The sequence below is a fragment of the Nonomuraea dietziae genome, assembly GCF_014195505.1.
In the GTDB taxonomy this organism is placed as follows: domain Bacteria; phylum Actinomycetota; class Actinomycetes; order Streptosporangiales; family Streptosporangiaceae; genus Nonomuraea; species Nonomuraea roseola.
The window spans coordinates 2,408,521-2,422,162 of the sequence record NZ_JACIBV010000001.1 but is presented as its reverse complement, the minus strand read 5'-3'; the positions used below and the strand labels follow the sequence as shown (position 1 = coordinate 2,422,162).

The 13,642-nt window shown below is 71.3% G+C and carries 13 protein-coding genes; 11 read left to right on the top strand and 2 right to left on the bottom strand.

All coding sequences use genetic code 11. The features are described 5' to 3' along the window. The 6 genes from FHR33_RS11675 to FHR33_RS11650 all read left to right on the top strand — a co-directional run bounded on the left by FHR33_RS11675 (window position 1) and on the right by FHR33_RS11650 (window position 5,431). Window positions 1–666 carry an amidohydrolase family protein gene (locus tag FHR33_RS11675; RefSeq protein WP_183646017.1) on the top strand — a complete coding sequence of 222 codons (666 nt, stop codon included), beginning with the start codon at window positions 1–3 and terminating at the stop codon, window positions 664–666. Beyond that, window positions 663–1,379, top strand: coding sequence for an amidohydrolase family protein (locus FHR33_RS11670; protein WP_183646016.1), 717 nt, complete (start codon window positions 663–665; stop codon window positions 1,377–1,379). The genes FHR33_RS11675 and FHR33_RS11670 overlap by 4 nt, the downstream gene beginning before the upstream one ends. Further along, window positions 1,376–2,536, top strand: a complete 1,161-nt coding sequence (locus FHR33_RS11665) for a DegT/DnrJ/EryC1/StrS family aminotransferase (protein ID WP_183646014.1) — start codon at window positions 1,376–1,378, stop codon at window positions 2,534–2,536. Before FHR33_RS11670 ends, FHR33_RS11665 begins: the two co-directional genes overlap by 4 nt. Window positions 2,537–2,645: 109 nt before the next feature. Beyond that, complete coding sequence (locus FHR33_RS11660; RefSeq protein WP_183646012.1) at window positions 2,646–3,653, top strand: AraC family transcriptional regulator; 1,008 nt, start codon at window positions 2,646–2,648, stop codon at window positions 3,651–3,653. Window positions 3,654–3,749: 96 nt separating this feature from the next. Then, window positions 3,750–4,967, top strand: a complete 1,218-nt coding sequence (locus FHR33_RS11655; RefSeq protein WP_183646010.1) for a styrene monooxygenase/indole monooxygenase family protein — start codon at window positions 3,750–3,752, stop codon at window positions 4,965–4,967. Next, on the top strand, window positions 4,964–5,431 hold the full coding sequence (locus tag FHR33_RS11650; RefSeq protein WP_183646008.1) for a flavin reductase family protein: 468 nt from the start codon (window positions 4,964–4,966) through the stop codon (window positions 5,429–5,431). Before FHR33_RS11655 ends, FHR33_RS11650 begins: the two co-directional genes overlap by 4 nt. Before the next feature lies 1 nt (window position 5,432). Here FHR33_RS11650 and FHR33_RS11645 read toward each other — a convergent pair whose 3' ends face one another. Continuing rightward, complete coding sequence (locus tag FHR33_RS11645; protein WP_183646006.1) at window positions 5,433–7,412, bottom strand: hypothetical protein; 1,980 nt, start codon at window positions 7,410–7,412, stop codon at window positions 5,433–5,435. A gap of 229 nt (window positions 7,413–7,641) precedes the next feature. Between FHR33_RS11645 and FHR33_RS11640 the strand changes: the two genes are divergently transcribed. The 5 genes from FHR33_RS11640 (at window position 7,642) to FHR33_RS11620 (ending at window position 13,027) form a co-directional block, all read left to right on the top strand. Next, on the top strand, window positions 7,642–8,319 hold the full coding sequence (locus FHR33_RS11640; RefSeq protein WP_183646004.1) for a histidine phosphatase family protein: 678 nt from the start codon (window positions 7,642–7,644) through the stop codon (window positions 8,317–8,319). 104 nt (window positions 8,320–8,423) lie between these two features. Further along, a complete protein-coding gene (gene arfA / locus FHR33_RS11635) occupies window positions 8,424–9,926 on the top strand; it encodes an arabinosylfuranosidase ArfA (protein ID WP_183646002.1) in 1,503 nt (500 codons plus the stop codon). Window positions 9,927–9,984: 58 nt separating this feature from the next. Next, a complete protein-coding gene (locus FHR33_RS11630) occupies window positions 9,985–11,292 on the top strand; it encodes an extracellular solute-binding protein (RefSeq protein ID WP_183646000.1) in 1,308 nt (435 codons plus the stop codon). Beyond that, window positions 11,289–12,209 carry a carbohydrate ABC transporter permease gene (locus FHR33_RS11625; protein ID WP_183645998.1) on the top strand — a complete coding sequence of 307 codons (921 nt, stop codon included), beginning with the start codon at window positions 11,289–11,291 and terminating at the stop codon, window positions 12,207–12,209. Before FHR33_RS11630 ends, FHR33_RS11625 begins: the two co-directional genes overlap by 4 nt. Next, on the top strand, window positions 12,206–13,027 hold the full coding sequence (locus FHR33_RS11620) for a carbohydrate ABC transporter permease (RefSeq protein WP_183645996.1): 822 nt from the start codon (window positions 12,206–12,208) through the stop codon (window positions 13,025–13,027). The genes FHR33_RS11625 and FHR33_RS11620 overlap by 4 nt, the downstream gene beginning before the upstream one ends. On the opposite strand, the gene FHR33_RS11615 is transcribed toward FHR33_RS11620, so the two are convergent. Further along, window positions 13,021–13,554: a uridine kinase family protein gene (locus tag FHR33_RS11615; RefSeq protein ID WP_312895479.1), complete on the bottom strand. Its 534-nt coding sequence runs from the start codon at window positions 13,552–13,554 to the stop codon at window positions 13,021–13,023. The two genes, FHR33_RS11620 and FHR33_RS11615, sit on opposite strands and share 7 nt — an antisense overlap. Window positions 13,555–13,642 lie beyond the last annotated feature (88 nt).

Genomic DNA, 13,642 nt, shown 5'->3' with positions numbered 1-13,642 from the left:
GTGCCGAAATTGATTGACGCGCACCGCCTGATCGGGCCCGTGCCCTTCGACGACCTGCCGGAGGACCCGCGGCCCGAGATGGACCGCCTGGGCGTCGAGCGAGCCTACGTGACTCACACGCTGAGCCTCTACTCCGACGCCCACGCGGGCAACCAGGCGCTCTTCGCGCTCGACGACCCGAGGCTGGTCCCCGTCCCCGTCGTGGTGCCCGAGGCGTTCGCGCCGATCCCCTCGTGGCAGGTCGCGATGGTGCGCCTGTGCCCTGAACGGCACAGGTTCGACCTCACGGGACCCGTCGCCCTGCGCTGGCTGGACGCCATCGACGCCGTCGTCGCCGTCGACCTGGAGGAGACCTCGCCCGCCCAGCTGCTCGCGCTCACCACGCGGCTGCCGGAGCTGAGGGTCCTGCTGCTCAACCCCGGCTACCGCAGGCTGCGCGCGATCGCCGAGCTCATGTCGGAGGCGCCGAACATCTGGCTGGAGATCGGCACCGTCAACACCCAGCGCGCGGTGGAGTGGCTGGCCGAGAGGTTCGGCGCCCGCCGGCTGGTCTGGGGCACCGGCGCGCCCGTCCTCGACGACTGCGGGCCCCGCTTCCTGCTCGACCACCTGGAGCTGCCCGAGAAGGACGTCGAGCTCATCGCCAGGGGAGGCGACCTGCTGTGATCCTCGACGCGCACGGCCACGTCGGCTCATGGCCCGATTTCCTCATCCCCGACCCGACCGCCGACGGCCTGGTCAGTCTCATGGACAGGCTCGGCATCGACGCCATGGGCATCAGCCACCTGCTCGGCGTCGGCCCCGACGCGGAGGGTGGCAACCGCCTGGCCTTCGAGGCCGCCGAACGGCACCCGGGCAGGTTCGGCGTCTGGCAGGTCTACAACCCCCACCACCGCAACCGGCTCGTCACCGAGGGCGTCTGGGGCGTCAAGATCCACCCCGACGTCCACCAGTGCCCGCTCGACGACCCCCGCTACGACCCGGTGTGGGAGCTGGGCCTGCCGGTCCTGGCCCACGGGCAGACCGACTCGCCGTGGAGCGACCCCGCCAGGTTCGCCGTCGTCGCCGCCCGCCACCCCGGTGTGCCGCTGCTCATGGGCCACACCGGCCTGTGGCCTTACGGCTTCGCCCGCGCCGCCCGTCTGGCGGCCGACCATCCGAACCTCTACCTGGAGACCTGCGGCTCGAAGATGACGGGCCGCTGGATTGCCCGCCTGGCCGAGCTGGCCGGCGCCGACCGGGTGCTGTTCGGCTCCGACTCCTGCTTCCTGGACCTGCGCGTCGGCTACGGCCGCATCGCCCTTGCGCCGCTCGGCGAGGCCGACAGGGCGCTCATCCAGGGCGGCAACCTGGCCCGAATCCTTGGAGGTCAAGCGTGACCCTCGCCATCCACGGCGGCGCGCCCGTCCGCACCGCCCCCTGGCCCTCCTGGCCGCCGCCCATCGACGACGCCCAGCGCAAGCTCGTCACCGACGTGCTGGAGAGCGGCCTGTGGGGCGCCACCCAGGGCGGCAGCGTCGTCTCCGACCTGACCGCCGCCTTCGCGGCACTGTCCGGCGTGCCGTACGGCGTGGCGGTGGGCAACGCCACGCTCGGCCTTTTCGCCGCCCTGCGCGGCCTCGGCGTGGGCCCCGGCGACGAGGTCGTCATCCCCGCCTACACCTTCGTCGCCTCGGCCACCTCGGTCCTGCTCGCCGGCGCCACCCCCGTCATCGTCGACGTCGACCCCGTGGACCTGCACCTGTCCACGGCCGCGGTGGAAGCGGCGATCACCTCGAGGACCACCGCCGTCATGCCCGTCCACCTCGCGGGCAGCCCCGCCGACATGGATCCGATCAACGACCTGGCCGCCGACTACGGCCTGGTCGTCGTCGAGGACGCCGCGCAGGCCCACGGCGCCACCTACCGCGGCCGTCCCATCGGCGGCCTCGGCGACGCGGGCGTCTACAGTTTCCAGGCCAGCAAGGCGATGACCGCGGGGGAGGGCGGCCTCATCGTCTGCCGCGAGGAGTCGGCCCACGAGGCGATCTGGTCGGTCTGCAACCTCGGCCGCAAGCTCGGCGGCCAGTGGTACGGCCACCCGGCCGTCGGCTGGAACCTGCGCCTCACCGAGATCCAGGCCGCCCTGCTGCTGCCCTGGCTCGACCGGCTGGAGGCAGAGCTCGACCGGCGCGAGGCCTTCTGCGCCGCGCTGGAGCGCGAACTGGCGGCGGCCGGCCTGCCGGTCGGCCTGGTCCCGCAGCCGCCGGGCACCACCCGTGACTCCCGCCACCTGCTGATGCTCCGCTTCGACACCCCGATCGACAGGTCGTTCCTGCTGTCGGCCATGGCCGCGGAGGGCGTCCCGCTCGACTCCGGCTACCCGCCCCTCGGCACGATGAGCGCCCTCACCGAGGCGGGCGCCCGCGCCGAGCCGTGCCCCGCCACGCGGGCGGCCTCGGAGAGCGTCGTCTGGGTCCGCCAGTCGATGCTCATGGACGACCCCGCCCGCGCGAGCGACATCACCGAGGCCCTCGCCAAGGTTCTGCAGGGGTGAGTCTTACTTTGTAAAGGCGTCCGCCTGTGTGCACAAGTACGTGGACCACCTCCCGCGCCTGCCGTCATGATCGCCGCGACACCGGTACCGGAGCGCGGGAGCGTCACAGATGCGGGAGAAGGTCCTGCTGGGAAACAGGCCGCTGTTCGCCAGCGCCGACCTGGACGAGGTACGCGAGCAGGTGGCGCGGGTGTTCTGCCCGCATCGCCTCGACCTGACGGGCGACTTGGCCCTGCTGAACGCCAGGTTCAACTCGGCGCAGCTGGGCGCGGTGCGGATCAGCTACCTCGACTACGCCGCGGACGTGCGGATCGAGCCGGGCGAGCTGGAGTCGTTCTTCCTGGTCCAGATCCCGCTCGCGGGCCGCAGCCTCATCCGCTGCGGCGGCCAGGAGATCGTCTCCACGCCCGCGCTGGCCTCGCTGCCCTCGCCGACGGAGTACCTGGACATGCGGTGGGCGGCGGGCTGCCCGCAGCTCATCGTCAAGTTCGAGCGGGCCGCGGTGGAGAAGGCGCTGGAGCAGCTGCTCGGCGCGCCGATGGACCGGCCGCTCGTCTTCGACCTCGGCCTCGACCTGACGGCGGGCTGGGCGCGGGCCTGGCGCGGCATGGTGGACCTGATCGTCGCCGAGGCCGAGCACGACGACGGCCTGGCCGCCCAGCCGCTGGCCGTCGCGCATCTCGAGAGCGCCATGCTCACCTCGCTGCTGACCATGCAGCCCTCCACCTACAGGGAACGGCTGCTCGCCCCCTGCCCGCCCGCGCTGCCCAAGGTGGTGGGAAGGGCGGCGCAGTTCATCAGGGAGCACGCCCACGAGCCGCTGACGACCGAGCAGGTGGCGCGCGCCGTGGCCGTCAGCGGGCGTTCGCTGCAGGAAGGCTTCCGCCGCCACCTCGGCCACACCCCCATGTCGTACCTGCGAGAGGTGCGGCTGGTCAGAGTGCACGAGGAACTGCTCGCCTGTGACCCCGCGCGCCGTACAGTCACGGCGGTGGCCGCCGGCTGGGGCTTCACCCATCAGGGGAGATTCGCCGCGGCCTACCGGCAGCGCTTCGGGCAGCCGCCGTCGGCCACGTTGCGCGGAGATCGTGCGCCAGGCGGACGGGATCCGCGCTGAGCGGATGGCCCGAGCCTGCCCCTCACCCGTACGGTTTCACCAGGCGCCTGACCGATCCACCTCATCCCAATCCATCCCCCGAAGGGAAGCCTCACCATGCGCGGAATCCTGATCGTCGGCGCCGGGCAGGCCGGCCTCCACCTGGCCGTCGGACTGCTGAAGAACGGCTACGACGTCACCGTCGTCACCGATCGCTCACCGGAGGAGATCCGCGACGGGCGGGTGACCTCCAGCCAGGCCATGTTCGGAACCGCCCTCGGCCATGAGCGCGAGCTCGGCCTCGACCTGTGGGCCGGGTCCTGCCCGCCGATCGAGGGCATCTCCTTCACCGTGCCGGGCCCGGAGGGTCCCGTGATCGACTGGGCCGCCAGGCTGGACGTGGCGGCGCGCTCGGTCGACCAGCGGGTCAAGATTCCCGCGTGGATGGCCGAGTTCGAGCGGCTGGGCGGCAAGCTCGTCGTGCATGAGGCGACGGTCGCCGACCTGGAGACCTACGCCGCGCAGTACGACCTGGTGATGGTGGCCGCGGGCAAGGGGGCGATCGCCTCGCTGTTCGAGCGTGACGCGGCGCGCTCGCCGTACGACAGGCCGCAGCGGGCGCTGGCGCTCACCTACGTGCACGGGCTCGCGCCGCGGCCCGATCATTCGGCGGTCTGCTTCAACCTCGTCCCGGGGGTCGGGGAGTACTTCGTCTTCCCCGCGCTGACCCTGTCGGGGCCGTGCGAGATCATGGTCTTCGAGGGCGTGCCAGGCGGGCCCATGGACTGCTGGGCCGACGTGCGCACCCCCGCCGAGCACCTGGCCAGGAGCCGGTGGGTGCTGGAGACCTTCCTGCCGTGGGAGGCCGAGCGGTGCGCGGAGGTGGAGCTGACCGACGACCTCGGCGTGCTGTCGGGCCGCTTCGCCCCCGTCGTGCGGCGGCCCGTGGCGACCCTGCCCTCCGGCGCGCGGGTGCTCGGCGTGGCCGACGTGGTGGTGCTCAACGACCCGATCACCGGGCAGGGCGCCAACAACGCGGCCAAGTGCGCCGCCTCCTACCTCGGCAGCGTGCTGGAGCACGGCGGCAGGCCCTTCGACGCGGCGTGGATGACGGCCGCCTTCGAGCGTTACTGGCAGGGCGCCCGCCACGCGACCGCCTGGACCAACGCGCTGCTGGCGCCCCCGCCGCCGCACGTGCTCGAACTGCTGGGCGCGGCTGGCGCTCTGCCGCAGGTGGCCTCCCGCTTCGTCAACGGCTTCGACGACCCCTCCGACTTCGCCGAGTGGTTCATGGACCCGGCCAAGGCCCACGCCTACCTGGCGGCGCTGTCATGAGGTCGCTGAGGGAGGCGCTCGGCATGTACGCCACGGGGGTGGCGGTGGTGACCACCGCCCTGGAGGACGGGCGCAGGGCGGGGGTGACGGTCAACTCCTTCACCTCCGTCTCCCTCGACCCGCCGCTGGTGCTGTGGTGCCTGTCGAGGCGGGCGCCCAGTGCGGACCTGTTCCTGCGGGCGGGCAGGTTCGTGGTGAACGTGCTGGCCGCGGGCCAGGACGAGCTGTCGCGCCGGTTCGCCACCCCGGCGGAGGACAAGTTCGCGGGGGTGGCGACCAGCTCGGCGGCGGGCGGGCTGCCCGTCCTGGAGGGCACGCTGGCCAGCTTCGCCTGCCGTACGGTGACCGTGCACGAGGGCGGCGACCACCTGATCTTCGTCGGCGCGGTGGAGCAGTTCGACCGCACGTGCGGCGAGCCGCTGGTGTTCCACTCAGGGCGCTACCTGGAGCGGGTGGCGGGATGACTCAGCAGATCCTGTAGGTGTAGAAGTTCTCGAAGCGCGACAGGTACATGTGCCCGTCGGGCCCCTTGAGCAGGATCGAGATCGGGCGGGCGATGAGGGTCAGCGCCATCGTCGCCCTGTCGATGCGGTAGGCCTTGCCCTGCACCTTGCCGTACAGCCTGCCGTCGGAGCCGAGCTCGATGTTGGTGTCGAGCCAGACCTGGGTGGCGGTGGCCCACGGGTAGGTCTGGTGCTTGACCGAGCGCAGGGTCGCGCCGGTGGCGGGGTCGAGCTCGTAGAGGGCGTCGGGGGACAGGCCCCACAGCCTGCCTTCGCCGTCGAAGGTGATCGAGCCGAGCGCCAGGTCGCCCGCCACGGGCTTGGTCCGCCACTTCAGCGAGTCGGTGGCGATGTCGTAGGCGAAGGCGACGGCCGCGTCGTCCTGCGGGGTGCTGATGCCGCCGAAGGCGGAGGTCGTGCCGTAGACGACGCCGTCGCGGTAGGCCAGTCCGATGATGCTGTGGCCGGGGATGAGGTTGCGCCTGAGGACGCTCCTGCCGGTGGCCGGGTCGTACAGGCCGAGCGCGCCGCCGACCGTGCCCGCCTTCGGGACGGTGCCGAACGCCAGCCAGTCGCCTGCCGAGATCATCGCGAAGGGGCGGTCCTGCTCGTGCTCGGCGAGGTTGAGCAGGAGCTTGGGCTCGCTGCCCGTCCACTCGTAGATCCTGGCCCACGGGTAGACGCCGAGGTAGAGCTTGCCCTGGTGGGTGACCATGCCCTCGCTCTGGCCGACGTTGGGCCAGAACTGCGACTGGCCGGTGCGGGGGTCGTAGGCGGCCAGCCCGCCGGTGAAGAAGCCGCCGCCGTAGACGCGGCCGTCGGGGCCGACGGCCATCGATCGGACGCTGACCGGCTGCCCCGTGAGGGTGCCCTCCAGCAGCTCGCCCTTGCCGCTCCTGCGGTCGTAGCGCCAGATCCGCCCGGTGGAGCCGGTGCCCACCAGCGTGTTGCCGATCCAGCCGAGGGGCCTGGCCGCGCCGCCGCCGTAGTCGGTGAACCCGGTCCTGGTGACGACCTGGCCCGACTTCAGGTCGTAGGCGACGAGCTCCTCGTTCTGGAAGAGGTGGACCTGGTGGCCGTGTCTGCCGCCGGCGACGGTGAGGCTGTCGACGTCCTCCACGACGTCCTTCCAGGCGCCGGTCTCCAGGTCGTAGACGCCCATCGGGTTGGTGTTGGTGGAGGTCGAGAACCTCACGAGCAGGTGGCGGCCGATGACGTCCACGTCGTAGGCGTAGCCGTGGCCCTCGATGGGCGGGTCGATGACGCGCAGGGTGGTGCCGTCCTGGCCGATGACGGCGACCTTCATGTTCTGCGCGCCGACGCCGGCGTAGACCGTGCCGTCCTCGGCGACGGCCAGGTCCCTGAGATACTGCTCGCCGGGGACCGGGCTGCCCAGGTCGGTGATCTGGCCCGTCGCGGTGTCGTAGCGGACGAGCTTGCCGTTGGGCGAGGTTCCCGCGTAGACGGACCTGCCGTCGGGGGAGGCCGCGACGGTCCACACGAACGACTCGCCCTGCGCGGCCATGCCGAGCTCCCTGACCTGGTCGGCGGCGGGGTCGTAGCGGAACAGCCGGCCCATCGCGCCGGCCGTGGCGTTGTAGCTGCCGACGTAGACGGCGTGGTCGGGGGCGACGGTCACCGCCCATGAGCCGAGGGCGAGGGGGAGGGGGCGCTCGGCGATGAGACTGCCGTCGCCCGCCTTCCTGATGCCGAGCATCGCGGGGCCCGAGGCGCTGGAGGTCACCGAGTAGATGCGAGGGCCGTCGGGGTGGGTCGCGTCGAGCGCGGTGCCCGCCGTGGTGGCACCGGTGAGCGGCATCGTGCCGAGGTTCTTGAAACCGCACCCGGTGGGCGGTGCGACGGCGGTTTCGGCCTGGGCCGGGACTGCGGGGGTGAGGGCGAGTAAGAGGGCCAGAGCCGCCGCCCGCCAAGATACGGTCATGGCCGTAATTCTGCCAGCTCCCTCCCCGCCACGGAAGCACCCCGCCCCTCGAGAGGGCGGGGGCGACTCGCGCCCGCCCGGCGTCCCGACCGCTTCTCCCGCGCAGGGGACGCTCACCCGTGTGTTCGGCGTCTCACCGGTCGGCTTCCGGACCCGGGCGGCGCTCAGCGAATTGAACTGCTTTCACCGCTTTCGGGTGTGCGGGTGCCGACGGGGGCAGAATGATCATATGACCGGGCCCCGGCGGATCATCGCGGTACGACACGGCCAGAGCGAGGCCAACCTCGCCTTCCAGGAGGCGATCGGCGTCCCGCTGTTCTACGAGCCTGGCGACGACGAGATCGCGCTGACCGCGCTGGGGCGCGCGCAGGCCGCGTCCCTGGGCAGGTACCTGGCGGCGCTTGCCCCGCAGGAGGCGCCTGAGGTCGTGTGGTGCTCGCCGTACCTGCGGGCCAAGGAGACCTGGAGGCTCGCCCAGCGGGCATGGGGCGCCCCCTCGCTTCCTGTCGGCGTCGACGCGCGGCTGCGCGACAGGGAGTGGGGCGAGCTGCGCTACTACAACCTGGCCGCGCTGGGGCAGCGCTTCCCTGACGAGGTGGCGCGGATGCTGGCCCAAGGGGAGTACGGCTACCGCCCGCCCGGCGGCGAGTCGTTCGGCGACGTGGCGGTCAGGCTCAGGGACTTCCTGGCCGACCTGGCCTCGAAGGCCGAGGGGCGGCGCGTGCTGATCGTCGCCCACGACTCGGTGGTGCTGGTCCTGCGCCACGTCATCGAGCAGGCGCACGACACCGACCTGGCGGCCGTCGACGTCCACGCCCCGATCAGGAACGCCTCGGTCTCGACGTGGGCCGCGCCGGACGGGCGCCTCGAGCTGGTGTCGTTCAACGAGGTGGGCCACCTCGACTGAACAGGGGGTTGACCCACGAGGGCACAGCGTTAACACTCGTCTCCAAGTGAGCGTTAACAGTACGAAATGTTAACGCTAACACACGTTCCTCTAGGAGAAGCTCAGTGCTGACCGCGCACCTCACTCTGGATCCCGCCTTCCGGGTGGCCCCCGTGCACCGCCGCACCTTCGGCGCCTTCGTCGAGCACCTCGGCCGCTGTGTCTACACGGGGATCTACGAGCCGACGCACCCCACCGCCGACCAGGACGGCTTCCGCCAGGACGTGCTCGACCTGACCAGGCAGCTGGGGGCGACGAGCGTCCGCTACCCCGGTGGCAACTTCGTCTCCGGCTACCGGTGGGAGGACGGCACGGGCCCGCGCGAGCAGCGTCCCACCAGGCTGGACCTCGCCTGGCACTCCACCGAGACCAACGAGTTCGGCCTGGACGAGTTCATGACCTGGTGCCGCAAGGCGGGCGTCGAGCCGATGATGGCGGTCAACCTCGGCACCAGGGGCATCGAGTCCGCCCTCGACCTGCTGGAGTACTGCAACATCGACGCCGGCACGCACCTGTCGGACCTGCGGGTCGCCAACGGCGCCAAGGAGCCGCACGCCGTCCGCATGTGGTGTCTCGGCAACGAGATGGACGGCCCCTGGCAGATCGGCCACAAGAGCGCCAGGGAGTACGGCAGGCTCGCCGCCGAGACCGGCAGGGCGATGCGCATGCTCGACCCTGGCCTCGAACTGGTGGCCTGCGGCAGCTCGGGCTCCAGCATGCCGACCTTCGGCGCGTGGGAGGCCACCGTGCTGGAGGAGACCTACGACGTCGTCGACTTCATCTCCTGTCACGCCTACTACGAGGAGCACGACGGCGATCTGGCCAGCTTCCTGGCCTCGGCCATGGACATGGACCACTTCATCGACTCCGTGGTGGCCACCGCCGACAGCGTCGGCGCCAGGCTCAAGAGCAAGAAGAAGATCAACATCTCCTTCGACGAGTGGAACGTCTGGTACCTGTCGCGCTACCAGAACGCCGAGCCCATGACCGGATGGCCGGTCGCCCCTCCGCTGCTCGAGGACCACTACCACCTGGCCGACGCGGTGACGCTCGGCGGTCTGCTGATCTCGCTGCTGCGCCACAGCGACCGTGTCACCTCCGCCTGCCTGGCCCAGCTCGTCAACGTGATCGCCCCGATCATGACCGAGCCGGGCGGGCGCGCGTGGAAGCAGACCACCTTCCACCCCTTCGCCCAGGCCGCCGCCTACGCCAAGGGCGACGTCCTGCGGGTCGAGACCACCTCGCCCGTCCACGAGACCAGCAGGTTCGGCGAGGTCGCCGCGCTCGACGCCGTCGCCACCCATGACGGCGAGTTCACCACCGTGTTCGCGGTCAACCGCTCGGTGGACCAGCCGCTGACCCTCACCGCCGACCTGCGCTCTCTCGGCGCGCTCCGGCTGGAGGAGGTCACCACCCTGTCGGGCCCCGACCCCTACGCCCGCAACAGCGCCGACACCCCTGACGCGGTGGCGCCGCGCGCCAACCCCGACGCCCGCCTGACCGACGGCACGCTCGAGATCACGCTGCCCGCCGTCTCCTGGAACGTCATCCGCCTCGCCCGCCAGTGATCCCGCGCCATCGGGGGGCGCGGCCGAAGTCCCCTGGAGACAAGCAGTGGACCATCTGATGACCCGGAGAGGACTGCTCGGCGGCGCGCTCGCCATGGGCGTCCTCGGCGGTTGCTCCTATCCCACCGACCTGGGCTCCACCCGGACCAGGGTGAAGTACTGGCACTTCCTCGGCGCCAGCGACGGCATCATCATGAACGAGATGGTGGGCGCCTTCGCCAAGGCCAATCCCGACCTGTTCGTCGAGGAGAACGTCCTGGCCTGGGGTGAGCCGTACTACACCAAGATCGCGATGGCCGGATCCGGCGGTCGCTCTCCCGATGTCGCCACCTTCCACCTCGCCCGCCTGCCGGGGATCGGCCCCGGCCAGATCCTCGACCCGATCAACGTCGACCTGCTGGCCGAGAACGGGCTGAGGCCCGAGGACTTCAGCCCGCCCATCTGGGAACGCGCCCACATCGACGGCGTGCTGTACGCGGTGCCGTTCGACGCCCACCCGATGGTGCAGTACTACAACACCGACCTGACCGAGAAGGCGGGCCTGCTGGGCACCGACGGCAGGCTCGCGCCCACCGAGGGCGAGGAGGGCCTGGTCGAGGCGTTGCGCAAGGCCAAGGAGGTGACGGGAGGCAGGCCTCCGCTCGTCTTCGACGCCCTCGGGCTCGGCACGGTCGGCCCCTGGCGGGTGTGGTGGTCGCTCTACCCGCAGAGCGGCGGCACGCTGCTGTCGCGGGACGGCTCCCAGATCACCATCGACGACGACAAGGCGCTCCAGGCGCTGCGCTTCATGCGCAGGCTCGGCGAGGAGGGCCTGTGCGACCCGAACACCGACTACGGCGCCTCGGTCGCCGCCTTCCAGAACGGCGAGGCGGCCTTCCTGTGGAACGGTGACTGGGAGACCACGACGTTCAAGCTGGCCAAGATGCCGTTCAGCATGGCGCGCTTTCCCGCCGTGTTCGGCAGCGGGTCGGCGCAGGCCGACTGTCACGTCTTCGTCCTGCCGCACCAGCGCGAACGCGACCCCGAGGCGGAGAAGGCGACCTACAGGTTCATCGCGGCGCTGGTCAAGAACAGCGCGGACTGGGCAGTGGCGGGGCACGTGCCCGCCTACCTGCCAACCCTTGAGCGGCCCGAGTACCTCGCGCTGCAGCCGCAGTCGGAGTACCGCTCGGTGATCACCGAGGTGGCCCTCGACCCGCAGGTCTGGTTCGCCGGCTCGGCCTCCAGGCTCTGGATCGACTTCGGGGCCTGCTTCTCCACCGTGATCGCCGGCAGTCGCACCCCCGAGCAGGGCCTGGCCGAGGCCAAGGCCGCGCTGGGCAGGCTGATGTCAGCGCCCAACCCCTTCCCGGAGGCAGGCCGATGACCACCACCGTCGCGGCTCCGGCCGCCACCCAGCCCGTCGCCGAGGTCAAGGTCGCGCGCAGGTGGACGCAGCACGGGCTGCTGTTCGTCGGCCCCTTCCTGCTGGTCTACCTGGCCTTCCTGGTCTGGCCCCTGCTGGACGGCCTGCGCATGAGCCTGTCGAGCGTCAACATCGCGGGCTCGAACGACGAGCTGGTCGGACTGGCCAACTACGCCGAGGCGTTCGGCGACCCCCGCATGTGGCGTTCGCTCTGGAACACGATCGTCTTCACCGCGCTCAGCACCGTCCCGCTGGTCCTGCTCGGCCTGCTGCTGGCCCTGCTCGTGCACAACCTGCGCTTCGTGCGCTGGCTGTGGCGGCTGTCGTTCTTCGCCCCCTTCCTGCTGCCGTCCGCCGTGGTCGCGCTGCTGTGGCGCGACATGATCTACCAGCCGAGCTTCGGCCTGCTCAACGGCACGCTCGGCACCGACGTGCTGTGGCTGGGCGATCCGGGCGTGGCCATGTGGTCGGTGGTGCTGACCACCGTCTGGTGGACGGTGGGCTTCAACTTCCTGCTCTACCTGGCCGCGCTGCAGAGCATCCCTCAGCCGCTGTACGAGGCGGCCGCGATCGACGGGGCCAACGCCTGGGTCAGGCTGCGCGCGATCACGCTGCCGATGCTGCGCCGTACGACCGGGCTGATCATCGTGTTGCAGCTGCTCGCGTCGCTGAAGGTCTTCGACCAGATCTACCTGATGACCGGCGGCGGGCCCGAGGACTCCACCAGGTCGATCATCGAGTACGCCTACGACGTCGGGTTCACCGGCTATCGCATCGGCTACGCCTCGGCCGTCTCCTACATCCTGTTCGCCATCATCGTCGTCATCTCCCTGGTCCAGCTCAGGCTGTTCCGCAAGCGTGAGGAGGGCCTGTCATGAGGCGCGGCCAACTGGTGTTGCTGGTGCTGGCTGTTCTGCTGGCCGCCGCGTGGCTGGCGCCGATGGCGTGGGCGGTGGCCACCTCGCTCAAGCCCGAGGGCGAGACCACGGCGGTGCCCTCGACGTGGATCGGCAGCGAGATCACCCTCGACGCCTACGCCCTGGTGCTCGGCACCGGCGGCATCGTGAAGTGGGCGATCAACTCGGCGGTCACGACGCTGGTGGTCACCTTCATGACCGTGCTGCTGTCGGCGATGGCCGCCTACGGGTTCGCCCGCACGAGCTTCCGCGGCCGGCGGGTCCTGCTGGGGCTGATCCTGGCCGGGATCATGGTGCCGCCGCAGGTGCTCATCGCCCCGCTGTTCGCCGAGATGGTCGCGCTCGGCCTGGTCGACACCTGGTGGGGGATCATCCTGCCGCAGATCGCCGCGCCGCTGATCGTCTACATCCTCTACAAGTTCTTCCAGGAGGTGCCGCCCGAGCTGGAGCAGGCCGCCTTCGTCGACGGGGCGGGCCGCTGGCGGGTGTTCTTCACCATCGTGCTGCCGCTGTCGCGGCCCGTGCTGGGCGCGGTGGCGATCTTCACCTTCATCACGACGTGGAACAACTTCCTGTGGCCGTTCCTGGTCTCCACCGACCCGAACACCATGACGCTGCCCGTCGGCCTGGCCAACGTCGTGCAGGGCACCTTCGGTCTGCGCTACGCGCAGATCATGGCCTCGGTCGTGCTGGCCGGTCTGCCGCTGCTGGTGGTCTTCGTGCTGTTCCAGCGTCAGATCATCCGCGGCGTCGCGCACACGGGGCTGGCCGGTCAGTGACGCGTGCCGTCGAGGACGGCATCGGCCCCCTGCCTGGTGCCGTCCTCGGCGAACCACCGCTCCTCCGCCTCGAACCACGCCAGCCACCGCCGCTCCAGCTCGGGCCCGTCCCGCTCCAGCACCCTGGCCAGGCGCACGGCCCTCGGCGCCTCCACCCACACCCTGAAGGCCACCAGGGGGCTACGGCGGGCGGTCCCGACGCCCTCGATGACGAGCACGGGCGCGACGGGCACGCTCACGAGCTCGGCGTAGGCCCCGCGCGCCCAGTCGTAGCGGCGGAAGGCGCCCGCCCTGCCCGAGGCGAGGGGGCGCAGCACCTGCTCCTCCAGCGCGGCGAACCAGGGCCCAGGGCCCTCCTGCCACGGCACGGGGAAATCGTCGCTGTGCACGACCTGCGCGCCGAGCGCCCGCCCCAGCCGCGCCGCGAACGTGGTCTTGCCCGAACCCGCCGGCCCGTCGACGGCGACCACCCTGGTCCCGCCGCAGGAGGGCGGCCGGTCCATGACGCGTTTCACCAGGTGGTCCACGCACCAGATCCTGCCACGCCGGAACGGGGACCTGACTGTCGAGTGGGGGCTCTCGCCTGAAAGGCTAGAAAGCCGTAGGCTCGGCGAC

Excerpts from the sequence above, each read along its gene's own strand:
- FHR33_RS11660 (WP_183646012.1), top strand. The coding sequence starts at position 2,646 with ATGCGGGAGAAGGTCCTGCTGGGAAACAGGCCGCTGTTCGCCAGCGCC.
- FHR33_RS11655 (WP_183646010.1), top strand. The coding sequence starts at position 3,750 with ATGCGCGGAATCCTGATCGTCGGCGCCGGGCAGGCCGGCCTCCACCTG.
- FHR33_RS11650 (WP_183646008.1), top strand. The coding sequence starts at position 4,964 with ATGAGGTCGCTGAGGGAGGCGCTCGGCATGTACGCCACGGGGGTGGCG.
- FHR33_RS11645 (WP_183646006.1), bottom strand. The coding sequence starts at position 7,412 with ATGACCGTATCTTGGCGGGCGGCGGCTCTGGCCCTCTTACTCGCCCTC.
- FHR33_RS11640 (WP_183646004.1), top strand. The coding sequence starts at position 7,642 with ATGACCGGGCCCCGGCGGATCATCGCGGTACGACACGGCCAGAGCGAG.
- FHR33_RS11630 (WP_183646000.1), top strand. The coding sequence starts at position 9,985 with ATGACCCGGAGAGGACTGCTCGGCGGCGCGCTCGCCATGGGCGTCCTC.
- FHR33_RS11625 (WP_183645998.1), top strand. The coding sequence starts at position 11,289 with ATGACCACCACCGTCGCGGCTCCGGCCGCCACCCAGCCCGTCGCCGAG.
- FHR33_RS11620 (WP_183645996.1), top strand. The coding sequence starts at position 12,206 with ATGAGGCGCGGCCAACTGGTGTTGCTGGTGCTGGCTGTTCTGCTGGCC.